General features: G+C 40.3%; 21 protein-coding genes and 1 riboswitch. Of the genes, 17 read left to right on the top strand and 4 right to left on the bottom strand.

The window, feature by feature from the left end:
* The first annotated feature begins 49 nt into the window (after positions 1-49).
* The 3 genes from ACXAHI_RS10145 (at position 50) to ACXAHI_RS10135 (ending at position 7,055) form a co-directional block, all read left to right on the top strand.
* The gene (locus tag ACXAHI_RS10145) at positions 50-1,780 is read left to right on the top strand and encodes an ABC transporter ATP-binding protein (RefSeq protein WP_474847419.1); all 1,731 of its coding nucleotides are present in this window, start codon (positions 50-52) and stop codon (positions 1,778-1,780) included.
* Positions 1,761-3,533: an ABC transporter ATP-binding protein gene (locus ACXAHI_RS10140; RefSeq protein WP_474847417.1), complete on the top strand. Its 1,773-nt coding sequence runs from the start codon at positions 1,761-1,763 to the stop codon at positions 3,531-3,533. The genes ACXAHI_RS10145 and ACXAHI_RS10140 overlap by 20 nt, the downstream gene beginning before the upstream one ends.
* A 156-nt stretch (positions 3,534-3,689) precedes the next feature.
* Positions 3,690-7,055, top strand: coding sequence for a hypothetical protein (locus ACXAHI_RS10135; RefSeq protein ID WP_474847415.1), 3,366 nt, complete (start codon positions 3,690-3,692; stop codon positions 7,053-7,055).
* 37 nt (positions 7,056-7,092) lie between these two features.
* On the opposite strand, the gene ACXAHI_RS10130 is transcribed toward ACXAHI_RS10135, so the two are convergent.
* The gene (locus ACXAHI_RS10130; RefSeq protein WP_474847413.1) at positions 7,093-7,689 is read right to left on the bottom strand and encodes a YdcF family protein; all 597 of its coding nucleotides are present in this window, start codon (positions 7,687-7,689) and stop codon (positions 7,093-7,095) included.
* 212 nt (positions 7,690-7,901) lie between these two features.
* Between ACXAHI_RS10130 and ACXAHI_RS10125 the strand changes: the two genes are divergently transcribed.
* The 5 genes from ACXAHI_RS10125 (at position 7,902) to ACXAHI_RS10105 (ending at position 14,795) form a co-directional block, all read left to right on the top strand.
* Positions 7,902-9,347 (top strand): circularly permuted type 2 ATP-grasp protein, encoded by a 1,446-nt coding sequence (locus tag ACXAHI_RS10125; RefSeq protein WP_474847411.1) that lies wholly within the window; start codon positions 7,902-7,904, stop codon positions 9,345-9,347.
* A gap of 19 nt (positions 9,348-9,366) precedes the next feature.
* Positions 9,367-10,332 (top strand): alpha-E domain-containing protein, encoded by a 966-nt coding sequence (locus ACXAHI_RS10120; protein WP_474847409.1) that lies wholly within the window; start codon positions 9,367-9,369, stop codon positions 10,330-10,332.
* Entirely contained in the window at positions 10,329-11,195 is an 867-nt protein-coding gene (locus ACXAHI_RS10115; protein WP_474847407.1) for a transglutaminase family protein, read from the top strand. The genes ACXAHI_RS10120 and ACXAHI_RS10115 overlap by 4 nt, the downstream gene beginning before the upstream one ends.
* 164 nt (positions 11,196-11,359) lie before the next feature.
* Positions 11,360-14,326, top strand: coding sequence for a formate dehydrogenase subunit alpha (gene fdhF / locus ACXAHI_RS10110; RefSeq protein ID WP_474847405.1), 2,967 nt, complete (start codon positions 11,360-11,362; stop codon positions 14,324-14,326).
* Complete coding sequence (locus tag ACXAHI_RS10105) at positions 14,310-14,795, top strand: helical membrane plugin domain-containing protein (RefSeq protein ID WP_474847403.1); 486 nt, start codon at positions 14,310-14,312, stop codon at positions 14,793-14,795. The genes fdhF and ACXAHI_RS10105 overlap by 17 nt, the downstream gene beginning before the upstream one ends.
* 21 nt (positions 14,796-14,816) lie before the next feature.
* Here the strand turns inward: ACXAHI_RS10105 and ACXAHI_RS10100 are convergent, their stop codons facing one another.
* Positions 14,817-15,311, bottom strand: a complete 495-nt coding sequence (locus ACXAHI_RS10100) for a VanZ family protein (RefSeq protein WP_474847401.1) — start codon at positions 15,309-15,311, stop codon at positions 14,817-14,819.
* Between the two features lie 172 nt (positions 15,312-15,483).
* Here ACXAHI_RS10100 and ACXAHI_RS10095 point away from each other — a divergent pair, with 172 nt between their 5' ends.
* From ACXAHI_RS10095 to ACXAHI_RS10085, 3 genes are all read left to right on the top strand, one after another.
* The gene (locus ACXAHI_RS10095; RefSeq protein WP_474847399.1) at positions 15,484-16,821 is read left to right on the top strand and encodes a UDP-glucose dehydrogenase family protein; all 1,338 of its coding nucleotides are present in this window, start codon (positions 15,484-15,486) and stop codon (positions 16,819-16,821) included.
* A gap of 136 nt (positions 16,822-16,957) precedes the next feature.
* Positions 16,958-17,101 (top strand): hypothetical protein, encoded by a 144-nt coding sequence (locus ACXAHI_RS10090; protein ID WP_270180146.1) that lies wholly within the window; start codon positions 16,958-16,960, stop codon positions 17,099-17,101.
* A 69-nt stretch (positions 17,102-17,170) separates the two neighbouring features.
* The gene (locus tag ACXAHI_RS10085; protein WP_474810439.1) at positions 17,171-17,584 is read left to right on the top strand and encodes a hypothetical protein; all 414 of its coding nucleotides are present in this window, start codon (positions 17,171-17,173) and stop codon (positions 17,582-17,584) included.
* Between the two features lie 87 nt (positions 17,585-17,671).
* On the opposite strand, the gene ACXAHI_RS10080 is transcribed toward ACXAHI_RS10085, so the two are convergent.
* On the bottom strand, positions 17,672-17,809 hold the full coding sequence (locus tag ACXAHI_RS10080) for a hypothetical protein (RefSeq protein ID WP_270180144.1): 138 nt from the start codon (positions 17,807-17,809) through the stop codon (positions 17,672-17,674).
* 43 nt (positions 17,810-17,852) lie between these two features.
* Positions 17,853-17,943, bottom strand: a riboswitch (cyclic di-GMP riboswitch).
* A gap of 269 nt (positions 17,944-18,212) precedes the next feature.
* Positions 18,213-18,377: a hypothetical protein gene (locus tag ACXAHI_RS10075; protein WP_270180143.1), complete on the bottom strand. Its 165-nt coding sequence runs from the start codon at positions 18,375-18,377 to the stop codon at positions 18,213-18,215.
* Positions 18,378-18,546: 169 nt separating this feature from the next.
* On the opposite strand from ACXAHI_RS10075, the gene ACXAHI_RS10070 reads away from it, so the two are divergent.
* The 6 genes from ACXAHI_RS10070 to ACXAHI_RS10045 all read left to right on the top strand — a co-directional run bounded on the left by ACXAHI_RS10070 (position 18,547) and on the right by ACXAHI_RS10045 (position 23,852).
* Positions 18,547-18,681: a hypothetical protein gene (locus ACXAHI_RS10070; protein WP_270180142.1), complete on the top strand. Its 135-nt coding sequence runs from the start codon at positions 18,547-18,549 to the stop codon at positions 18,679-18,681.
* Between the two features lie 77 nt (positions 18,682-18,758).
* On the top strand, positions 18,759-19,211 hold the full coding sequence (locus ACXAHI_RS10065) for an SRPBCC family protein (RefSeq protein ID WP_474810441.1): 453 nt from the start codon (positions 18,759-18,761) through the stop codon (positions 19,209-19,211).
* A gap of 59 nt (positions 19,212-19,270) precedes the next feature.
* Positions 19,271-19,756, top strand: a complete 486-nt coding sequence (locus ACXAHI_RS10060) for a VanZ family protein (protein ID WP_474810442.1) — start codon at positions 19,271-19,273, stop codon at positions 19,754-19,756.
* 168 nt (positions 19,757-19,924) lie between these two features.
* On the top strand, positions 19,925-22,201 hold the full coding sequence (locus ACXAHI_RS10055) for a cell wall-binding repeat-containing protein (protein ID WP_474810444.1): 2,277 nt from the start codon (positions 19,925-19,927) through the stop codon (positions 22,199-22,201).
* 156 nt (positions 22,202-22,357) lie between these two features.
* On the top strand, positions 22,358-22,645 hold the full coding sequence (locus tag ACXAHI_RS10050) for a hypothetical protein (RefSeq protein ID WP_270180138.1): 288 nt from the start codon (positions 22,358-22,360) through the stop codon (positions 22,643-22,645).
* A 214-nt stretch (positions 22,646-22,859) separates the two neighbouring features.
* On the top strand, positions 22,860-23,852 hold the full coding sequence (locus ACXAHI_RS10045) for a Gfo/Idh/MocA family protein (protein ID WP_474847397.1): 993 nt from the start codon (positions 22,860-22,862) through the stop codon (positions 23,850-23,852).
* Positions 23,853-23,863: the final 11 nt, after the last annotated feature.

Here is a 23,863-nt window from a genome sequence, read left to right as displayed (position 1 = left end):
TGAAAAATATGGTAAAGTGTAAGAGATGTCAGATTGTTTTGGAGGGGTCATGCGCAAAATTTTTTCTTTTATTTATCCTTATCGTAAGGTTGCAATCATCGCTGCTTTATTAATGCTTGTGGAGCTAGCGGTCGAACTGTGGTTACCTCTATTAATGGCCGACATCATCGATAACGGCATTATAGAGAGAGACCTATCTGTCATTAAATCAGTCGGGCTATTCATGCTCGGTCTTACGATTTTTTCTTTTATTACCTCGATCATCAATACGTACCTTGCCTCTTATGTCAGTCAGCAATTCGCGTATGATTTGAGGGAGGCGCTGTTTGAAAAGATTCAATCGTTCTCTTTTATCGATTTCAATCGTTTTCCAACTTCTTCTCTTATCACAAGGCTTACGAATGATGTGAACCAGGTCCAGCTCGTTATTTTTATGGGACTTCGAATTATGGTGAGAGCACCTCTTCTTGTTGTAGGGGGGATCGTGATGGCTCTTATTGTAGATTGGCAAATTGCTCTTTTGTTAACGGTCGCTATACCGATCGTTATCGCCTTTCTCTTTTATGTCATGAAAAAAGGAATCGCTTTATTCGCACTCGTGCAGGAGAAGCTTGATCGAGTGAACGGCGTGATGAGAGAGAATTTAGTAAGCATTCGTTTAATAAAAGCGCTAAGGAGAAGTAGATACGAACAAGATCGGTTCAAAGTAGTGAATGACGATCTGTTTGACCGAAACGTGGCTTCTTTACGACTGATCGAACTAGCGACACCCGTATTATTGATCATCATGAACATTGCGATCGTAGCTGTTATTTGGTTTGGAGGGGTCAAAATTATCGGTGGAAGTACGAGAGTTGGAGATGTTGCTGCGATCATTACCTATGGCACACGGATAACTGTTGCGCTCTCGATGTTTTCTTTTATCTTAATGATTCTTTCACGTGCTAGAGCTTCTGTTCATCGTATGGATGAGGTCTTTGCGACGGAGACAGCTACTCAGAGTTCTAGCAAGTCTTTGTCGCTGCCTCTACGCTCATTGGAATTTACCAACATCCATTTCTCATACCCTGATACAGAGGTATTAAAGGATATTACTTTTAGTTTAAAGCGAGGGCAATTCATTGGCATTTTAGGTTCTACAGGGACTGGAAAGACTTCGCTAATACAGCTGATCCCTCGCCTTTACGAACCGGATTCAGGTGAAATCAAGTGGAACGGGGTCCATTTAAACGAAATACAGGTTGAAGAGCTTAGAAGAGCGATTGGAGTCGTTCCTCAAGAAGTGATGCTTTTCAGTGATACGATCGGAGAAAACATTCGGTGGGGAAAAGAAGATGCAACGATGGAAGAAATCGTCGAGGCTGCCAAAACAGCTCAAATTCACGAGTTTATTATGACGCTTCCAAAGCAGTATGAGACTGAGCTCGGTCAAAAAGGTGTCAATCTCTCAGGCGGTCAAAAACAACGGCTGTCTATTGCGCGAGCTCTCATTCGAAATCCTGAAATATTAATTCTAGATGATAGCACCAGTGCACTTGATTTAAAAACTGAAGCAAAATTACAAGACTCTCTTAGAAACAGTAAATTTCAAGGGCTCATCTTACTGATCGCACAGAAGATAAGTTCTGTGAAAGATGCCGATCAAATCCTCGTGCTCGACGATGGAGAAGTGGTAGGGAAGGGCACACATATGAGGCTGCTAAGTGAAAATGAAACGTACCAGGATATTTATTCTTCGCAGTACGGAGAGGAGGTAGATCATGCCGAGAGGACATCTTAAAAGTAAGAAGAGACCAGACGACATAAAGGGAACTGTGAAAAGAATCTGGAGCTATCTATCTGTGAAGAAAGGTCTCCTATCTTTGGTCCTTTTGCTTGTTCTGATGAGCTCGGTCTTTGGTTTACTCGGTCCTTACTTAACGAGTGTGGCGATCGACGATTATTTAGTTAAGGGGGACTTAAATGGTCTGCTACCTCTTCTATTCGTGTTAATCGGAATTTATTTTCTTCAGTCGATCGTCACCTATCTACAGAATTTCTGGATGATCGGCATCGCTCAAAAAACGGTTTTATATATGAGAAAAGATCTTTTTCATCACTTTCAGCGTCTTCCTATTCCTTATTTCGATAAGAAGACACACGGCGAGCTTATGAGCCGACTAACGAATGATATCGAGAATGTAAGTAAAACGTTAAACAGCTCCGTCATTCAAATTTTCTCTAGTGTTTTAACGTTGATCGGTACAGTGGCTATCATGATTTGGTTGAGCCCGCTGCTAACCTTAATCACGTTTACAATCATTCCACTCATGTTCCTTGGTATGAAATGGATAACGAAGCGTACAGGATATTATTTTAAAGAACAGCAGCGTAATTTGGGAACGTTAAACGGTATTATTGAAGAAACGATTTCAGGTCAACAGATCGTAAAAACATTTTCACAAGAAGAAAGAGTGAAAAAGCAGTTCGCAAAACAAAGTGAAGCGTTGCGAAAATCAGGCTTTTGGGCATTAACATATTCGGGTTTTATTCCAAAGCTAATGAACGTGTTAAACAATTTAAGCTTCGTATTGATCGCAGCAGCAGGAGGGTGGCTTGCACTTGAAGGGTTAGTCACAATCGGAGTAATTGTTGCTTTCATTCAATATTCAAGACAGTTTACAAGACCTTTAAATGATCTAGCAAATCAGTTTAATACAATACTCTCTGCAGTTGCTGGGGCTGAAAGGGTTTTTGTTGTTCTGGATGAAAAGGAAGAACAAAAAGATCGCAATGACGCAACTGTATTAACAGACGTAGTGGGTCACGTTTCATTTCGAGAAGTTTCGTTTGGATATGAAAAAGACCAGGATACGTTGAAGGGCATAACCTTCTCGGCACAACCAGGTGAATCAGTAGCAATCGTTGGACCGACTGGAGCTGGCAAAACAACGATCGTAAACTTACTCATGAGATTTTATGAGATTGATGATGGAACGATTGAAATTGACGGAAAAGAGATCACCTCAATAACAAGAGATAGTTTGCGGGGTAATATGGGGTTTGTTTTGCAAGATACGCTTTTATTTGAAGAAAGTATATTAGAAAACATCCGTTATGGTCGGTTAGAAGCAACAGATGAAGAGGTTAGAAATGCTGCGAGGATTGCGAATGCTCATTCCTTTATCTCGAAGCTCCCAAATGGATATCACACTGTTCTAAAGCAAGATGGGGGAGGGATCAGCCATGGACAAAGGCAGTTATTATCGATTGCACGGGCTGTGCTAGCGGATCCTGCGATCTTAATCCTAGACGAAGCCACGAGTAGTATCGATACGAGAACAGAAATACAGATCCAGCGAGCGCTGTGGAAGTTGATGGAAGGAAGAACGAGCTTTGTCATCGCCCACCGATTGAATACGATTCAGCGGGCAGATCAGATTCTTGTGTTACATCAAGGGGAAATTCTAGAAAAAGGGTCTCATGAAGAACTGCTTAAGAAAGATGGATTTTATAAAGAAATGGTGATTTCAGGCATCCAAGAGAATGCTTGAGCGCTGTGGAGGAAACGTGAACCTCAACGAAACTGCCGATTAACTGAGGCGGTTTTTTTGTATTTCAGATCGCTTTTTAGACTATTGCGAAATAACAAGCAGTGTGAGTAAATAGAATCATTAAAGAGGAAGATATTGCCGTTAGGGGGGAGGCAAATGGATGAGAAGGAGAGACAGGCTGCATTTAAAGAAGAGTTAAGCAGGCTGAAACAAAGTGACTTCATTTCTGAGAGGACTTACGAACACGTATCAGAGGCATACACGCGTTTCTTAGAGCTTGATGTGCATCATGAGGTTGAGGAAGTTACCGAGGAGATATTGGAAGAACGTCCAAAGCCGACAAAACAAAAGGTGAAGCAGAAAAAGGTGAGATCTGCTCAGGAGATACGAGACCGGAACCTTACGTGGATTCTGATTATCGGTGTGGTGTTTCTCCTCTTAGGAGGACTTGTTCTTGCAACGAGTACGTGGGAAGCTCTAACCTCTACTTTGAAAACTGGTTTGATCGCTGCAGTATCACTCCTTTTCTTCGGTATCAGCTGGCTGAGTGGACATAAGCTTAAGATTGAAAAAACAGCATTTGCTTTTTTAGTTCTTGGGAGTTTGTTTTTACCGATCGTCATCTTATCAGCGGGCTACTTTCAACTATTCGGCGCATGGTTGTCCATAAGCGGTGAAGGTAAATACTTTCTAGGATTGCTTGGAACGCTGATTTGTTTACCTCTTTACGGCTATCAGGCAATAAGGCAAAACTCAAGGTTGTTCGTATGGTTTTCATATGTAGGACTTACAATTGGTACGTCGTTTTTCATTCAGTTATTCAATCCAACGATCGATGCGTTTTATTTTGGAATCGTATTGTTCAATGGATTAATAATCCTGATGTATGTAAGAACGAGGAAGATAGCAGAGGGTCACCTATTTGTACGTGAGCTACCGCTTTATCTTCAAGGAAACCTCGTCCTCTCGACCTTGTTGCTGCTTTTATTCTATGATCAAGCCGTATTTTATAGTTTTAACGTTTTATTAACGGCGACGCTATATTTATCGATGGTGTATATAGGGAAGCAAAAAGAATATCATTTTATATTTACGGCCCTTTTCGTCTACGGAATTTACCAGCTCATCGAGAATTCGTTTCTTGAGTCAATCGATGTACTATTTTACTCACTTATCGGATTTCTTTTCATTGGCCTTCAGATGATTGAGAAGTTTGAAGATAACTATATGAAGAAAGCATTCCAGATTACGAGTGGCATCGTTTCGGTCGCTGCTTTTCTATTTATTAGTTACAAAGGATTACTGCTCCGTTTCGACGATCCTTCTTGGCTTCTCATAGCAGGATACGTGTTGATCAGTGTGAATTTTATCTATCTTGCTAATCTGTCTAAGCTGAAGGTATTTGGCTTTTTAGCTCCATTGTTTCTTGTGGCTGCAGGCCTATACACATTGAATTTACTATATACTGATGTAACCGTGACGATTATTATTCTCCATCTTTTTATAACGGGTCTTAGTCTATACTTCTTAGGGTTTTATTGGAACAAGTGGAGATACACAAAAGTCATAAGGTCTGGGGCCCTGTTCCTGTCGTTCGGTCCCATATTTCTAGCCGTATTGGTCGGAATTTTAGCAGAAAAGTGGGTCATCGATGCTAGTATGATGGGGATCATCGGAATCATCTTTTTAACGATTGTGTATGAAGGAGAACCACGATTGATTCGAGCTATTGCAAGCGTTGGCTATCCATCTGCATGGGCGGTTGCTTTTCTTTGTCTATACCCTGTTTGGGCTGAGAATGGTTTGTACCGAGAAGAATTTGGCCTGTCTTTTCATTTAGCTGTCAGTGCTGCTCTTCTCATGGGGATATCATTTTTATGGAAAAACAAGTCTGTTCTACATGCTAGCTTTTTTTGGACGTCTCAGGTGGCTTACACGATAGGACTTCTATTCCTTCTCGTATATTCCACGAATGAATTATACACGAGAAGTGGATTGCTTCTTGGTGCGATTCTCTTTTTGTTCCTTCTCATTAAAAGAACGAACGAGAAATCGCTATGGTATTTTCTTAGTTTATCGACGTTAGGAACGTATTTGTCGGTTGCTGAAGCCTTTCCGATTCAAGGAATTTATCAATGGATTCCAGGAAGTATCGTGTTAATCATCGTAGGAGATTTTATTGTTAAGAAAAATTCTTACGTGCAGAATGCTTTTGTGTATTTAGCACATGTCTATTTACCGCTCTCTTTATATTATTCGGTAGGAGTCTACACTGGCGTTCCAATCTTATTTGTGATCACCTTACTAATCTACCTTTACAGCGTTGTTTCTCGTACGAAGGAGTGGGAGATTCGCACGTTTCTATATGCAGGCTTTTCCATCCTCCCGTTTTTCTATATGTCATTAGTAGATTACTATCAAATTGAAGATGTTTATCTTTATACAGGTTTTGCATCGAGTGCAGTTATGTTTGCTCTTTGGTTGATGTTAAACGACCGTTGGAAAGAACGGATCAAATGGTATGCTGTCCCATTTTCGTTGCTAGGATTAGTACCATTTGCATTGCAAGAAGAGTTAACAGCTGTTTCATTTACCGTAGCGATTCTCTATGTAGGTGTGCTACTTTATGTGATGCATCGAGCGAGATGGCAGCTTTTCAATATTTTTCCGTTATTGTATGTTATTTTTTTTGTTCAGCTTTTACCTTTTGAAGCAATAGAAGAAACGATGGTAGTACATGTATCAATAGGACTCTTGCTTCTTATTTCAGGTCTTTTCATCCATAAACAGCTTTACGCTTTCAGTTCGAGTGAGATGATTACGAATCATATCGATTGGTATACGGTTGCTGCGTTGTTACTCGTCGGACCACTCGTTCAATATTTTGATCAGGCATCACTTTGGGCGGAAGAGCTGTGCGCTTTGTTTATTGTTAGTTTAGTATTCCTACAGATAAAAAGAGTTCCTTCTGGTAATCCGAAGCGTATCGTTCAGATCATGAGCGCTGTAAGCTTACTAATCCCTTACTATACGCTGCTTCAACATATCGAGATCAATCAGTATATTGTAGCAGAAGTCTATGTTCTCCCCTGGATTGGATTGACCGTGTTTCTTTCGAAAAGTACGTGGAAGAAGGAAGAGCATATTGTAAAATGGGTGGAGCTTACTGTTGTTGCAATTGTTGCAGCAATACTCGTAACAGATGCTATTGTAAGCAACACGATCTACGATGCGTTGATAGCGGGAGTGTTATCTCTTGTATCCGTTATAAGTGGATTTTACTTCAGGATCAAATCTTATTTCTTAATTGGAATAGGTGTTCTTCTTTTGAATCTCTTTATTCAAACTCGTCCGTATTGGGGTAACATGCCTTGGTGGGCATACTTGTTGATCGCAGGTTTCACCTTGATTAGTGTTGCGAGCTTTTACGAATGGCAGAAGCAAAAAAAGGATGCCGATGGAAGCACGCTGTTGCAAGTAAAGAAAGAGCAATTACGAAACAAGTGGAAAGAATGGAAATGATCGAAGAGGGGGCCAGGTACGTACTTGGCCCCCTTTTTTACCATTCTTCATCTAACAGGATGCCTAGTTCCGCGTATTTTTTGATGGACTTAACTTCTTTTAATATATACGATTCTTCATTGTGATCGGTCCACCAGTTCGTGCGTTGTCCGATTATCCTATCATCAGAGCAAAATGAATACGTGATATGTTTTGGCATATAGGTCTTAAGCGATAATAGACAACGTTTCATATGGTAGGGCGAGCTCACGATCACTAGCCTTTTGAGCGCATGTAATCCAAATTGTTGTTGAAGGACCAGCATTGAAGCAATTACATTCTCAGTCGTGTTTTCTGCTTTAAGCTCTACCAAAATTCGATCGGATGGAATGCCGCGATTTATCAATTGGTCTCTCATCCAGATTGCCTCAGGCGTCTCATCGTTTCCCCACCTTGCACCTGATCCTGAAACGAGAATAAATGGTGCGCGTTTTGCTTCGTATAACTCAGCAGCTTTCTTAACTCGTAGTAGACTTCTTGCCCCGAATACTAGAATACAATCGCCATTCATTCCATCGTCTTCTAATCCATCAAACAACAGCGCTGTGATTTGATCTCTTGAAAGACGTTCAGGCTCCATTTCTGAGAAACGCATGTTCATCCACCTCACTTTTTTATGGCCTGTACTAGTCTATGTTTTAAACGATTTAGTAGTGAATGATCGTTGCTTAATCTGTAAAATTTTGAAAAAACAATTCTTTTCTACTATGTAATTGAAGGATATAGACCATCTTATAACGAAATTTGTTAGAAAAGTAAGAATTGTGGGTAATTTACTAATCATACATAGAAGGAGGAAAAGGTATCGTGTTTAATTCATACAAACTTGATGAATTCTTTGATGAAATGCTTCAAAAGGACCACCTCCCTAGAGATTACTGTAAACCTTTCCATGAAAGGTTAAACAGTGTTGATCCAAACGATTTACAAGAGAGGTATGAACTTGCTCAAAGTGATTTCTTGAGACAGGGGATCACTTTTACGGTCTACAGTGAAACGGAAGGAACGGAACGAACGATGCCGTTCGATTTCGTTCCAAAAATCATTCCCCCAGACGAATGGGCGGAACTTGAACGTGGGTTGATGCAACGATTTGATGCACTCAATGCATTTTTAGATGACGTGTACCATGAACAGCAAATACTAAAAGATGGCGTGATTCCTCGTGACCTCGTTGTTAACTGTCAGCATTTCTTTGAACAGGTGGCAGGAATCGATCTCCCAAGAAGGCAGCATATTTTTATGGCGGGGATCGATTTGATACGTGACGATAATGGTGAATATCGTGTTTTGGAAGATAACCTTCGAAATCCATCAGGGTTGTCGTATGTTTTCCAAAATCGTTACGTAATGAGGAAGGTATATCCTGAGTTCTTTAATCAATATTCCGTTCAATCACTAGAACAACAGTTTTCTTATCTGCATTCATCTATGGCTTCTCTTGCACCTCAGAATAAAAGTAATCCAACCATCGTTCTTTTGACACCAGGAATTTATAACTCAGCATATTACGACCACAGCTACATTGCGCAAAGATCCGGCGTTGAACTCGTAGAAGGTAGAGATCTCGTTGTAAGAGAACGTGAAGTCTTTATGAAGACAGCGAGAGGCTTGAAGCAAGTTGACGTGATCTATAGAAGAATCGATGATGAATTTCTCGATCCACTAGAATTTAGAGAAGATTCTCTCCTAGGTGTCCCTGGCCTTGTCGATGCTTATCGAGCAGGGAACGTATCGATCATTAACGGTATTGGAAACGGCGTTGCAGATGATAAGGCGATCTATCATTTCGTACCAGATATGATTCGTTATTATCTTAACGAAGAACCTTTAGTAAAAAACGTAGATACCTATTTATTGAGGTATGAGGATCAATTGGAATATGTATTGGATCATCTGTCGGAGCTTGTTGTGAAGCACACGAATGCTTCAGGGGGTTACAACATGTTGATCGGTCCTCATGCTTCTGAAGAAGAAATCGAAGCATACAGGAAGCAAATCTTGAAGAACCCATCAGAATTTATCGCACAGCCTACGATTAAATTATCAAGATTACCAGCATTTAAAGGAGATCGCTTTGCTGCATGTCATGTCGATCTAAGAGTCTTCATCTTTGGTGGAGAAAAAACGCATGTATTCCCTGGAGGATTAACGCGCGTAGCCTTAAAAGAAGGATCTCTCGTCGTCAATTCCTCACAAGGTGGGGGAGCAAAAGACACGTGGGTTCTAGAGGAGTCTCCAGCCAACGTATAAAAGGGAAGGAGTAATGACGATGTTAAGCAGAGTAGCTGATTCATTGTATTGGTTGTCTCGAAACGTAGAAAGAGCAGAAAACAATGCTAGATTAATAGCTGTTAAATTAACGAGCCGTTTAGAAAATGCGAATCCGACTGAAGAAAATAACCAAAACTGGTATGAGCTAATTGAAATTGGTGGTTACCAGCAAATTTTTAATGAAAATTATTCGCGATGCGATGATAGAAGCGTTGTGGAATTCTTAATGTTTTCCATGAAGAACCCGAACTCTATTTTAAATGCGATCACGGTGGCAAGAGAAAATGCCAGGGCTGTTCGCGAAATTATTCCTAATGAACTATGGGAAAGCATCAATTCGTTCTATTTAAAATTAAAAAACTATAGTAAGTCTCGTTGGGAAATGGATGAAGTGAACGAGTTCTGTGAAACGATCAAAAAAGAATCGCTCTTCTTCCAGGGGATAGTAGAGGCGACGATGCCAAGAGGCGATGCTTATTTGTTTATGGAGATGGGCAAACACTTGGAAAGGGCGGAAAAAACCGCTCGCATTCTAGATGTCTTCTATCATAAAAATCTAGATCAATACGAGAATAAAGAAATTGTGGAGTATCACCATTGGTGGTCTGTTCTCCAATCGGTGAGCGGTCATGAAGCTTACATCAAAATGTATAGACCGCTTATTAAATCGAAAGATGTTGCTGAATTCTTTATTCTCAATATGGACTTCCCTCGTTCAATGATCTACTGCATACAAAAAGTGCGTAATGCGTTCGTTGCATTAGAGGAGGGTGAAGTTGAGCATTACTCTGAATCCCTTGCAAATGAGCTCGAATACTTAGCCAGCGATTTGATCGACTTTACGATTGAAGAAGTTCTTTATCAAGATGCACATGCTTTTCTTCAAAGTTTTCAGCGTAGATGTAGTACGATCGGTCATTACATTACGCGAACATACTATCTAGGGGAAGTAGCGATACCATGAAATTTGAAGTTACACAAACCAACAGCTATGAGTATGAGCGCCCAGTGAGACAAAGTATTAATCAGTTCAGGTTACGCCCGCTTCACGATGAGTTGCAGACAGTTCATGAATATAAAGCTATCATTGATCCGGTTAGTGAAACTTATGGTCATACTGACTACTGGGGAAATTATGTGGAGACCTTTTACATTTGGAGCGAGCATCAAACTCTTTCAATTGAAACCGTCTCGAAAGTAGAGACAAATTCAATAGAGTTTGATGTTTCAACCCCACTGACTTCTGAGCAAAGACAGGAGATAACCTCTCATTCTTTTAAACAGGCTTATGCAGAGTACTTAATCGATCGGCATTATACGACGATAAACGAGGATGCGATGAAAAAAGAAACAAATGAAATCTGGGCACAGTCTAGAGATGAACTTGATTTTGTAGTAAACCTTAATGAGCACATTTACAATTCAATGGAATATGTTTCTGGTGCGACCAATGTGATGACTACTGCTGATGAAGTGTTGGAGCATAGAACTGGAGTATGCCAGGATTACACTCATCTCATGCTTGCACTCTGCCGTTATCGTGGAATTCCAGCACGCTATGTTAGCGGATATATCTATATCGGGGAAAATTCCGCTTATCGAGGCGATGCTGCTACACACGCTTGGTTAGAAGTAAAACTACCAGGACAAAAATGGTTTGGAGTTGATCCTACCAACAATGCGATCGTTGGTGAACAGCATATTCGTATTGCAGTTGGACGCGATTATAGTGATATATCTCCATTAAAAGGTGTGTATATTGGTGGAGCACACACGCTAGATGTGAGTGTCAGTGTAAAGAACTTAGAAGAGCGGGTAAGCGGATAGTTTCGCTACCTGCTTTTTTCTTTAGCAGAGGTGGGAAGGAAATTTATAAGGAATAAAGAAAGGTGAGTAATAGAAAGGCTTATTTTATGAAGATCAGCCTATCATGGCTACGGATAGGGTATAAAAGAATAGGTTTCCAATGAATGAAATAGGGGTGAATCATAGTGTCTGAAACCATTCAGGTTACGATTAATGGAAAGAGCACCGTAGTAAATGAGCGTATGAGTGTCCTTGATGCTTTACATAACAATGAACTCGATTTACCTAGCGTGTGCTATCATCCAAGTTTAGGTGCCATTGAGACATGTGATACTTGTATGGTAGAAGTGAACGGAGAAATCGTAAGAGGTTGTTCTACTAGACTCTCAAATGGGGATAACATCAATTCTACAGCTCCCCATGTAAAGAAAGCACAGGATATTGCGATGGATCGCATTCTTTACAATCATGAGTTGTACTGTACAGTGTGTGATTATAACAACGGAACGTGTGAAATTCATAACACCGTGAAACAAATGAAGAAAGAACACCAGGCGCTACCGTTCGATCCAAAGCCTGAACCTATCGATGATTCAAACGCATTTTATCGGTATGACCCAGATCAGTGTATTTTGTGTGGACGCTGTGTAGAGGCATGCCAGGATGTTCAAGTGACGGAAACGATAACGATCGATTGGGAACGAGAAAGACCGAGAGTCATCTGGGATAACGACGTTCCGATCAATGAGTCATCTTGTGTTTCTTGTGGACATTGTTCTACTGTTTGCCCTTGTAATGCGATGATGGAAAAAGGAATGGAAGGGGAAGCAGGTTTCTTAACAGGTATTCCTGATGGTACTCTTCGTCCAATGATCGAGCTAACTAAGAATGTTGAAACAGGTTACAGCTCTATTCTTGCGATTTCTGACATGGAGTCGGCAATGAGAGAAAACAAGATTAAGAAGACAAAGACCGTGTGTACATACTGCGGGGTAGGTTGTAGCTTCGACGTTTGGACAAAGGGTCGCGATATTTTAAAAGTAGAACCCCAAGCTGAAGCTCCGGCAAACGGAATTTCGACGTGTATTAAAGGAAAGTTTGGCTGGGATTACGTTAATAGTGAGGAACGTCTAACAAATCCACTGATTAGAGAAGGAGAATCATTCCGAGAAGCGGGTTGGGATGAAGCGATCAAATTGATTGCAAGTAAGTTCAGTGATATAAAACAAACTCACGGTGCTGATGCACTTTCATTTATTAGTTCTTCAAAATGTACAAATGAAGAGTCGTATTTAATGCAAAAATTAGGAAGGAACATTATTGGCACGAATAACATCGATAATTGCTCGCGTTATTGTCAGACGCCTGCCACAAAAGGGTTGTTCAGAACGGTTGGGTACGGAGGCGATTCAGGTTCGATCACAGATATCGAAATGTCAGAGCTAGTAATCGTCATCGGTTCGAATACTTCCGAATCACACCCAGTGTTATCGACACGTGTTAAAAGATCGAATAAGCTGCATGGACAAAAACTCATCGTTTCTGACTTGAGAAAGCATGAAATGGCTGAGCGCTCCGATCTGTTTATTCGACCTTCATCTGGCACAGATCTTGTGTGGCTTTCAGCAGTTACGAAATATATTATCGATCAGGGTTGGGCGGATGAAGCGTTCTTGAAAGATCGAGTGAATGGTCTTGATGAGTATATTGAGAGTTTAAAACCATACACGTTAGAGTACGCAGCGCAAGTGACCGGTATTTCACAAGAAGAATTGGTAAAGATCGCAACAATGATCTATGAATCTAACAGCACTGTCGCTCTATGGGCTATGGGTGTAACGCAACATAGCGGAGGATCTGATACGAGTACTGCGATATCAAATTTATTACTTGTCACAGGAAATTATGGTAAGCCTGGAACGGGGGCTTATCCTCTTAGAGGACATAATAATGTACAAGGAGCAAGCGACTTCGGAAGTATGCCGAACATGATGCCTGGGTCTGAAGAAGTCACAGATGAAAAAGTCCGAGAAAAATACGAAAAAGCGTGGGGAAGTCCGCTGCCTGAAGAGATAGGGCTTAATAATCATGAAATGGTCAAAAGTATCCATGATGGAAACCTCAAGTGTATGTACTTAAAGGGTGAAGACATGGGAATCGTAGACTCTAATCTCAACTATGTCCACGAGGCATTTGAAAAACTTGATTTCTTTGTCGTTCAGGATCTTTTCTTAACAAAGACCGCTGAATATGCAGATGTTGTTCTTCCAGCAAGCCCGAGTCTTGAGAAGGAAGGAACGTTTACAAATACAGAGAGGCGAATTCAACGACTCTATCAGGCATTAGACGAGCTTGGTGATTCCAAACCAGACTGGAAGATCATTATGATGATTGCCAATGAACTCGGTGCAGAATGGAAGTATGCGCACCCTCGAGACATTATGGACGAAGCAGTCCAGCTTGCTGACATGTTTGCGGGCGTTTCATATGATCGTTTAGAAGGCTATGGTAGCCAGCAATGGCCAGTTGACGCAGATGGGAGAGATACACCGCTGCTATTCCAAGAAGATTTCCCTTTTCCAGATGGAAAAGCTAGATTGTTCCCACTCGAATGGACTGAGCCGATTCAGTTCGACGATGAGTATGATCTTCATGTTAATAATGGCCGACTTCTTGAACATTTCCATGAAGGGAATATGACGTATAAAAGTGAAGGGATCAAAGCCAAAACTCCAGAGTCGTTCGTAGAAGTATCCTTAGAACTAGCGGAGGAAAGGGGCTTAACGGATGGCACGTTAGTAAGGCTCTCTTCTCCGTATGGCGCGATAAAACTTAAATGTCTCGTCACGGATCGAGTGCAAGGAAAAGAAGTTTACGTTCCATTGAACGACTCAGGTGAGGGTGCGATCAACTTGCTGACGAGTAGCTATGCAGACAAAGATACGGATACCCCCGTCTATAAAGAAGTGAAAGCAAAAATGGAAATTTTAAAAGATAAAGGTTCTTCTCCGCTTCCAAAAGTAAACCATCGATTCGGTAACCCAAAACCACAGATCGGTGTACAAGTAGAACGTAAATGGGCACGAAAAGATTATCTCTTCCCTGGAGATATGGTAAAGAAGGAGGCGAACCGTTTTGGCAAAGGCCATTAAATCGATTAAAAAGATGGAACTAACAGAAGATGAGAAGAGAGCACAAGATTTAAGGGAAATTGAGGATGCACTGATCGATAACAAAGATGCCTTGCTTGAAACGCTTGAAGTTGTAGGGAAAATGAAAGATAGAGGAGTTATTTCACTTCTAAACGGGTTGTTTGGTGAGGGAGACAGGGTCCTTAAAGTGCTTGTTGATCTGTTAAACACACCCGAAAATACAAAGGCTATCAGAAATTTGATGCTGATTGTTGGAGTCCTTGGAAAAATCAATGTGAAAGAGTTAGAGCCTTTGATCGATCGACTTAACAATGGAATTGAAAATGTTGCTGATAATGAAGACATCGAACATAAAACAGGTTATCTTGATTTGTTCAAAGCATTAAAAGACCCAGAAATTAATCGGTCGTTATCGATCTTACTTCTTTTCCTAAAAGGAATGGGAGACGATAAAAAGTCGAGTATGTAGGTGGGAAAGCCGGAAACCTCTTTAAGAGGCATTTCCGGCTTTTTTATTTTTGATTAAGGATAATATGAGAATAAGTAAACAAGCTAACACCATCCCGAGCGTATCCGGTATGAAGACATCGATCAAATGTCCAGTGCGATTTGGAATTAAACTTTGGTGATATTCGTCGAACAAAGCGTAGAGGAATGCGAGTAAGAATCCAAAAGATAGTGATTTCCTTAGGGTGTATCGTTTCATGAAGAACAGTATCCAGAAAAATGTCAGTAAGCCAAAAGAAATGACATGAGCCCCTTTTCTTAAGAAAAACTCAACATATCGATATGGTTCCGATGGTGTAACAAGGGTTCCATCGTAACGAAATTCGATTTGGGGAAGATCTTTTTGTTCAATCGTGACCCACTCTTTAAATAGAGGTTTAACGTCTTGATTTTGATAGGGTGTATTAGACGATAGAAAAAGGATGGTCATCATAAGTACCGCAAGTATAAGCCAAATCCATCTTTGTAAAAAAATCATTGGTTTCACACTTTCTAAATTGAGCAGTTTAATAACTATCATATCGAAAAAACGGTAATATTGGGAGGTGTTAATTCATTATTAATATTTTGTTTAGTTATCCTAAAACCACGTCTAAACGTCATAAACATTCTTATAATAAAGACAAGTACATAGTAGAGGAGGGCTAGATGTGAAAATTGCAGTGATCGGAACAGGATATGTTGGTCTCGTTACGGGAGTAAGTCTTGCTGAAATCGGACATTATGTAACGTGTATCGATACAGATGAGGCAAAAGTGAAGGTAATGTCAAATGGTCAATCTCCTATATACGAACCAAACTTAGAAGAGCTTATGAAGCGGAATAGTAAAGCGAACCGTTTATCATTTACTACCTCGCACCATGTTGGATTAGCAAATGCTGACGTTATTTACATAGCGGTTGGAACACCTCAACATCCAGATGGCACTGCAGACCTTCGCTATATAGATGCAGCAGCATTAGATATCGCGAATGCATTACAACAAAATGCGATTATCGTTACGAAAAGTACTGTGCCTGTAGGGACGAATGAACGGATAAAGGGAACGATTCAGCAAAATGTTTCTCTAGGAATTAACGTTCAAATCGTTTCCAACCCTGAGTTTTTAAGGGAAGGATCTGCAGTTCATGACACGTTTAATGGGGATCGCATTGTTATCGGTGCAGACGATAAGTATGCAGGAGACGTGATCGAATCGATCAACCTCCCATTTGGTATTCCAATCTATCGAACAGATAGCAGGAGTGCAGAAATGATTAAGTATGCTTCTAATGCTTTTCTGGCAACGAAAATAAGCTTTATTAATGAAATAGCAAACATTTGCGAAAAAGTGGGTGCTAACATAGAAGATGTCGCAGAAGGGATGGGCAAAGATCACCGGATCGGAAATGAATTTCTGAAAGCTGGTATCGGTTATGGAGGATCATGTTTTCCGAAGGATACGAAGGCACTTGTCCAAATCGCAGGAAACAATCATCATGACTTTACGTTATTGAAGTCTGTTATAGAAGTAAACAACGCTCAACAAATGAAGCTTGTACAGAAAGCAAAAGATGTTATGGGTGACTTAAGAAATAAGAAAATTGCTCTTCTCGGCCTTGCTTTTAAACCTAATACAAACGACATGCGTGAAGCCGCTTCGATACCAATTGCCCACACTCTCTTAGAGGAAGGTGCAGAGGTTCGTGGATATGACCCGGTTGCCATTGAAAATGCCCGCTCATTTCTGTCGGAAAAAGTTATATTCTGTGAAACGATTGAGGAGTCCTTAACGCATGCTGATGCAGCTTTTATCATAACGGAATGGGAGGAAATAAAATCAGTAGATTTAACGATCTACGAACGCTATATGAAGGTACCCCTCGTTTTTGATGGAAGGAACTGCTATAGTCTTGAGAAAGCGAAAGAGAGCGGACTCATCTATGAATCGATCGGTAGGCCGAGTTATGGCTCAATTAACAAAACGGTACGAAGGGCAGGTTGCTAACCTGCTTTTTTTATATGTTTTTGTAATATAATGTCATACGGTTGTGCTTGATATGTTACCGTATTTTGGTAAAATATTTGTGAGTATATGGAAATGGTGGGATTGATAGGATGTTAAGACGGAGTGAGGTGATCAGGTGGTAGAAAAAACGTGTGTCCACTGTCATAAGCCTTCTTATAGCAGCAACCAAAACGGTGAGTGGATTTGTCCTTATTGTGGAGAAGATATGACCGATGTTCCGATCAATAATCAGGAGTTGAACTCACAGCCACAGTCGTAAAAATGCTTGCAATTTTAGTTGTCCTCTCTCTAAAATGAAGTCAAGTACACATGAAAAGGAACGTGACTAATGGAGGGACTAATTAAATTAATCGCGGCCATCGTAAATGAACTACACGACATTCTCATCGAAGTGGTGTATGGTTTAGGGTTTGTGGTGAGTGATAAGGATTTGCATTTCTGGGTCATGGGTATATTAGGAATGGTTGGTTTTGTCTTCGTTCAAGTTGTTTTTAAACTTCTTTCTAAATGGAGCATAACGTCTATTTCGTTTATTTATACGTTTACGGTACTGTTAGTCGTTGTTTTTGCAATTGAAATTCAGCAGAAGATTACTGGAAGAGGAAATATGGAATTTGAAGATGCCGTCATTGGATTAAAAGGTTTTGTCATTTTGTTTTTCATTTATCTTATTATCAAAGGAATAATGAAGGGCATCAATCTTCTTTTTAAAACAAAACAAAAACAGTCTGTTACAAAGTAAGTTTGTGAAGCTGATCATGTCAGCTTCTTTTTAGTTGGGCAAACTGTAGGGTAATATAAAAAGAGCCCTAACAAAGGCTCCAAGGCATTAATACGTTAACTGTGTCAGTAAAGCAATCATTGCTCCAATTAAAATCGCCGAAATCGGTATGAGGATATAGATGAGCTTTTCCTTACGCTCTTTCCTATATTGAATTTCTTCTGGAGTCGACCAGGTTCCTTTCATATCTTACTCCCCCTTTATTGCCACAAATCGACTGGAGAACGTGTTCGGCAGCTGGCTGACTTTCGGAACGTCATTACCGTGAAGTCCCTTTAGCTTTGCGTCACCATTTTTCAATGGTTTTGCCTTTCTCGTACGATTGTATGACGGTTACTGTGAAGACCTGAAAAAATAAAATTTGTCGAAATTTGACCTCAATAATAGTATAACGTAATCCAATAGACCTGTATATTGGGAAAATTGTTTTTTTCATAATCTATTAACCCCAAGAATCATAATACGTTTCCCAAGTTTAGGAAGAGTGAAAAAACGCTTCGTTATTCCTATTAAGGATGCGGAGAAGGTAACAAAATACAGGTCGTATTAATCGTTCACATGTTATAAAGGGGTGAAAAACATGTACGGATCAGATCATTCGCTGTTCTTCGGTTAGTTCACGCTCTACTAAGAACTCAATGAAATCCCTTTCATTTTCTGAGAGGCGACGGTCAAGCTTGTTTTCAAATTCAAGTACCAATTCTTCGTATCTTCTTTCAGATAGTGAGGCAAGCAGTAGAAATGAATCTTTCATGACCTTTCCCCCTTTTGGATGTTTTATGGCGAAACTCTCCTCATGTTACTACTTCGAACACATCGAGAGAGTTTAAGGGTGTGTATGTCTGAATATTATAAAAAATTATTTTTGTACATGAATTTGTTGTGTGAGTTTAAACTATGACAAAGAAAAAGGAGGTAACGATATGAAGAAAAGAAAAGCTCAGAAAAATGCTGCGATCACGAATAATCAAACTCCGACTGAAAGCCTTCCAAACCCTGAGGGAGAATATAAGAGAAGTAAACATAAAGAAGTCACTGCACCAAAATTAGAAGAGTAGAGGACTTTCCTCTACTCGGTTAAAAAATTCAAGCAATATTAATCTTCACGAACTTAGTGTTGTAAAGGGGTAGGAGAATGCCGGTCATTTATCTAGAAACATTCATTGAAGCTCCGATCGAGAGGTGCTTTGATCTTGCAAGAAACGTCGATGTTCATACAAAGAGCGCAAAAGGGACAGATGAAAAAGCGGTTGCTGGCGTAACGGAAGGACTATTAGAAGTTGGTGATTATGTAACGTGGGAAGCAACTCATCTGGGAGTGAAGCAAACGTTGACTGCTCAAATCACTGCAATGAATAGACCAGATTGGTTTATTGATGAGATGGTGTCTGGAGCTTTTCATTCGTTTATACATACACATAGGTTTGAAGAATTTGACGGCGTAACGTTAATGATTGACCAGTTTATTTATAAAGCCCCTTTTGGACTAGTGGGGTCCATTGCGAACGTACTTTTCCTCAAACGATATATGCACCGCTTTCTTCATACTAGAGCTTCAGCTCTTAAAGAAATCGCTGAATCAAGTTGAATAGTACTCACTTCTCCTGGCAATAATCGTAACGATTAAGGGGAGTGAGGAATATTTCTATGAAAATCTTGAGTACGATTTGTTCAATCTTGTTTTTATCTTACATTGTAATGGGGATGGCAATTATTACAGCTGCTGTTCTTCAATATCCTCTAGCTGAACACTTCTCCACTAGCAGATTTTTACCTGAAATAATTCACTATGGGCCTCTCGAAATGAGCCTCGAGAGGAATGGTCAAGACGGCATGGTGAATTTCCTCATTAGAAAAGCAGGTCATTTTGTTATGTATAGCTTTCTGGCAATTTTCTTAATGATTGTTTTTCAAGTAAGGCCATATGTCGTTAAAATCTCTTTGGTATTAGCCAGTATAGGTGCTCTTGGGGCAATGGATGAAATGGTACAAGCATTCCTCCCAGAAAGGAGCTCATTACTTATGGATGTCTTTGTGGACATCGCTGGTGGATGTTTTGGGGTCATACTATTTCTCTTATTGATAGGTAGTCACAGCAATGTACCTAAGGTGAAGGGAAAAATAGTTGGTTAGAGAAACTTTTATAGTAAAAAAGAACCTATAAGGGATCGCCTTATAGGTATTTCTATGTTATTTATGTAAGATTTGTCATTTTTACCATTCAATATGTCGAAATTATGCTAAAGTGTTGTAAAAGGGAAAAATTTATTTTCCGACAAATTACTTAGGGGGAAAAGGGATTTGAAAGTATTCACATCACTTTTAGCAGGCATTTTAGCACTTTCGTTGTCGGTTCAACATGTCGAGGCAGCAGAGGACCACGTTTCTGTGAGACTAGTAAACTTCATTAAAAACAAAACAGAAGTTTCCTTCAATGTGAATGGTAGCTACCATGTAGATGGTAGTGAAATCAACATTCAAAGTAATGATGGTAATCAGTTTAAGGTAAAAGCAGAATCCGGTGATGTTGTTTTGTACAAAGGGAACTCGAAGCTTGGGAATTTTGGCGATAGCATGACGTTGGTTCCTACTATCACAGGTGCGAAAGATAGTTACATAGAACTCGGGGATAAAAGCTATCTTGGTGAGATTGAGATGACTGTTGAAGGAAACTATATTCGTCCGATCAACACGTTGCCGATGGAGGATTATCTTAAGGGAGTCGTACCGAGTGAAATGATGCCTTATTGGGGTGATCATGGCGGTCAAGAAGCCCTTAAAGCGCAGGCAGTTGCAGCCAGAACTTTTGCTAAAGTAGATATGCTCAATCAAGAAGCAAACCCAGATCGATATCCGTTTACTGATACTACGATGAGTCAGGTGTATAAAGGGATGCACTGGTATGACACGACGAATCGAGCGGTTGATGAGACAGCTGGGAAAGTACTGAAATACGCAAATAGTAAAGGTGAATTAGATTACATCGGTGCGTTTTACTCATCAAGTAATGGTGGGAGAGTGCTGTCCAATACAAATGCATGGGGAAGTGCACTAGTCCCTTATCTTCAAGGTAAAGAAGATCCGTACGATGAGAAAATCACTACTTCTTCAGATTTGTGGAGCTACACACTAGGGAAAGAGCAAATCGACACTACTAAATTGGACTTAAAAAAGCCTGAGTCATGGTGGGATAATGTTACTGAATTAGGTACGGATACAACAGAAATTCAAACGATCAAAAGTAGACTCGTAAGCAAATATGGATTTAACTCCAAAGACGAGATAAAGATTACGAAGATCAACGATATTTCATTTACACTTCCTCCATTCAATTCCAACGATGTTTTGAAAGGAAGCCTATCATTTAGCTATTTCATCAAACAAGAAGATGGGTTTGTAATGGAAGATGGTAAAATAAAAGAACATACAAAGGAAATCAATGATACATCCTACAACATTAGATTTATGATCGGTACGTCGATCATGAAAGGCCCTTACGTTAAGAAAATCGATAACAAAGCTGATTCTTTCACCGTTTATGGCAGCGGATTCGGACACGGTATCGGTATGAGTCAATACGGTGCATATCAGCAGTCCAAAGAAGGGCGTACGTACGATCAAATTCTTGATTTCTACTATACTGATACAAAGTTAGTGCAAGAAGGCACTGTCGTTTCGAGTGAAAGACTTTCTGGTTTAGATCGCTATGGCACAAGTGTTGCTGTATCTCAATACGGTTGGAAGAATCAATCAGATGTTGCGGTAATCGGCCGTGGAGATGTTGCGATCGATGCACTTACAGGAAGTGTATTAGCGAAGAAATATAATGCACCTCTATTGTTAACGCCGTCTACTCAACTTGACGAACGTGTCGAGGCAGAGTTGAATCGTTTGAAACCTCAAAAAATCTATATTCTTGGTGGAACTGGTGCTGTATCTGAGAGCATCGAAGGTACACTAAAAGGGAAAGCATATGTTCAGGAAGTTGAACGCGTAAGTGGGAAAGATCGCTATGAGACGGCTGTTGAAGTTGCAGAGGAAGTAGGCAATTATAATCAGGCGATTCTTGCTTCTGGGAATGATTCGTCGCCAGATGCACTTTCGATTGCTTCTTATGCTGCGGCTTCACAAGTTCCAATCTTGTTAACACCAGAGAGTAAAATAAGTACTCCGACGGATAACTACCTTCAAACCGTCAATGTTAAAAAAGCTACATTGATTGGAGGAAAGGGTGTAATATCCAACAATATTGAAGCGGAATTGAAAGAAGACGGTCTTACGATAGATCGCGTAAGTGGAAAAGACCGTTATGAAACAAGTGTTGAAATCGCAAAGACGTATGATTTTGCAGCTTCAAATGTCTTCTTTGCTAATGGAGATGTGTTTATCGATGCATTGCCTGGTTCATCTTTAGCAGCGGCTATGCAAGCACCTGTTCTTTTGACGCAAAAAGATACGTTGCCAAAATCAGTAGACAGCTATTTGAAGGGTAGTCATTCAACAAATGTTTACTTGCTCGGAGGTAAGGGTGCAATTTCTAACAGCACGGTAGAATCGATTGAGAAAAGTTTAAATTAAGAGAATGTCCCACTTTCTATTAAGAAGGTGGGATTTGTTCTATCGAAGTGTAATTTCACGGTTTATGTGTTATGCTTTTTAGAAGATATTTGGTATGAATCTATGAATAAAGTAATCAGGTACACAAATAAGCCTCACCTCTAAGGACGTGATTCGATGCACGATAAACAGGAGATCGAAATTGTATGTGATGCTTTGCGAACGTATTGGCGTCAACATCCTGAAAAGAAACTAGGTCAGTTGTTATCCGACTTATTTGATGAGCGCAGTGAAGGCAAGTCTTTTTCTGAAACGGGAGACGATGAGTGGCTGCACTGGATGCTTGAGAATAGCAAACATCAGCATCGTATCGAAAAGAAGTATCGCTATGAAGCTCAAATCAGTGATCTCGAAAAACATATTCGTCCGGAATTGATTGAAGTGATCAGACGCTTTTCAAAATAAATAAGATAGTCAAAGAGCCGCTCTCCAAATGGAGAGCGGCTCTTACTTTTCCTTATAATCAAAAGGGGGGATTAAAGGGATTACTTAATGTTTCGACTTTAGACGATGCAAGATGGGGGTAGTGTAAAGGAAAATTTTACAGGCATATTAAAATGAATGCAGGCTCACGTATGCTAAGCTATACGTGTAAACAAGAGACAAAGGAGAGAGTTAGATGACGATTAGATTTGGTATCATGGGTACTGCAAATATTGCCCGAAAAGCTCTGATCCCTGCAATGAAATCTGCAAAAAATGTTCAAGTAGTGAGTGTTGCGAGTGGAAGTGGGAAAGCGAAGGCGTTCGCAGAAGAGATGGAAATCGAAAGGTATCATGACACCTATGAAGAGATGCTTGATGATGAAACGATCGATGCTGTTTATATTCCTCTTCCAAATACTCTCCACAAGAAATGGACGATCGAAGCAGCGAAAAAAGGTAAGCATGTGTTGTGTGAAAAGCCTGCAGCGATTACAGCACAAGATGCTGAAGAAATGGTTCGAGCGTGTGAAGAAAACGGCGTTACGTTTATGGAAGCCTTTATGTATCAGTTTCACCCACAGCATGATAAGGTGCGTGATGTGATTGCTTCTGGAGAAATCGGTGATGTGAAGCATATGCGTTCAACGTTCTCTTTCTATCTTGGAGACCGCCCTGAAAACATAAGGTTGAATAGAGAACTTGGCGGTGGAAGTATCTGGGACGTTGGTTGTTATTGTATCCACTCCTCTCGTCATATTCTCGGAAGTGAGCCGACAAGAGTGTTTGTTGAAGGGAACGTTTCTGAAAACGTAGGGGTAGACCTGTCAGCGAATGGTATCCTTACATTTCCAAATGGCGTTTCCGCCTCATTTGATTGTAGTTTTGAGCGTCAAATGAACAATGTATATGAAGTATTCGGCACGAAGGGAAGTATTAAAGTGCCGTTCGCATACCGTCCTGATGCACCTAATGCTAAGGGAGTGGTCGAGATAACTAACAGTGAAGGGGAAACGAGATTCGAACCGATCGATGGTGAACAGTACACGTTGATGGTCGAGCATTTTGCAGAGTGTGCGATGGATCGTAAACGCCCTTTCTACTCCGGTGAACTGACCGTAAATAACTTAAAAGTCATCGAAGCCTCTTACGAATCACTGGAACAAAATCGTCCGATCGACATTCGATAAACGAAAAGCAC

This window comes from Anaerobacillus sp. ABD4_527 (assembly GCF_056160805.1).
The sequence above is the reverse complement of the archived record's forward strand: the minus strand, read 5'-3'. Positions and strand labels throughout refer to the sequence as shown.

Excerpts from the sequence above, each read along its gene's own strand:
- ACXAHI_RS10145 (WP_474847419.1), top strand. The coding sequence starts at position 50 with ATGCGCAAAATTTTTTCTTTTATTTATCCTTATCGTAAGGTTGCAATC.
- ACXAHI_RS10140 (WP_474847417.1), top strand. The coding sequence starts at position 1,761 with ATGCCGAGAGGACATCTTAAAAGTAAGAAGAGACCAGACGACATAAAG.
- ACXAHI_RS10135 (WP_474847415.1), top strand. The coding sequence starts at position 3,690 with ATGGATGAGAAGGAGAGACAGGCTGCATTTAAAGAAGAGTTAAGCAGG.
- ACXAHI_RS10130 (WP_474847413.1), bottom strand. The coding sequence starts at position 7,689 with ATGCGTTTCTCAGAAATGGAGCCTGAACGTCTTTCAAGAGATCAAATC.
- ACXAHI_RS10120 (WP_474847409.1), top strand. The coding sequence starts at position 9,367 with ATGTTAAGCAGAGTAGCTGATTCATTGTATTGGTTGTCTCGAAACGTA.
- ACXAHI_RS10115 (WP_474847407.1), top strand. The coding sequence starts at position 10,329 with ATGAAATTTGAAGTTACACAAACCAACAGCTATGAGTATGAGCGCCCA.
- ACXAHI_RS10100 (WP_474847401.1), bottom strand. The coding sequence starts at position 15,311 with ATGATTTTTTTACAAAGATGGATTTGGCTTATACTTGCGGTACTTATG.
- ACXAHI_RS10085 (WP_474810439.1), top strand. The coding sequence starts at position 17,171 with ATGGAGGGACTAATTAAATTAATCGCGGCCATCGTAAATGAACTACAC.
- ACXAHI_RS10080 (WP_270180144.1), bottom strand. The coding sequence starts at position 17,809 with ATGAAAGGAACCTGGTCGACTCCAGAAGAAATTCAATATAGGAAAGAG.
- ACXAHI_RS10075 (WP_270180143.1), bottom strand. The coding sequence starts at position 18,377 with ATGAAAGATTCATTTCTACTGCTTGCCTCACTATCTGAAAGAAGATAC.
- ACXAHI_RS10070 (WP_270180142.1), top strand. The coding sequence starts at position 18,547 with ATGAAGAAAAGAAAAGCTCAGAAAAATGCTGCGATCACGAATAATCAA.
- ACXAHI_RS10065 (WP_474810441.1), top strand. The coding sequence starts at position 18,759 with ATGCCGGTCATTTATCTAGAAACATTCATTGAAGCTCCGATCGAGAGG.
- ACXAHI_RS10060 (WP_474810442.1), top strand. The coding sequence starts at position 19,271 with ATGAAAATCTTGAGTACGATTTGTTCAATCTTGTTTTTATCTTACATT.
- ACXAHI_RS10050 (WP_270180138.1), top strand. The coding sequence starts at position 22,358 with ATGCACGATAAACAGGAGATCGAAATTGTATGTGATGCTTTGCGAACG.
- ACXAHI_RS10045 (WP_474847397.1), top strand. The coding sequence starts at position 22,860 with ATGACGATTAGATTTGGTATCATGGGTACTGCAAATATTGCCCGAAAA.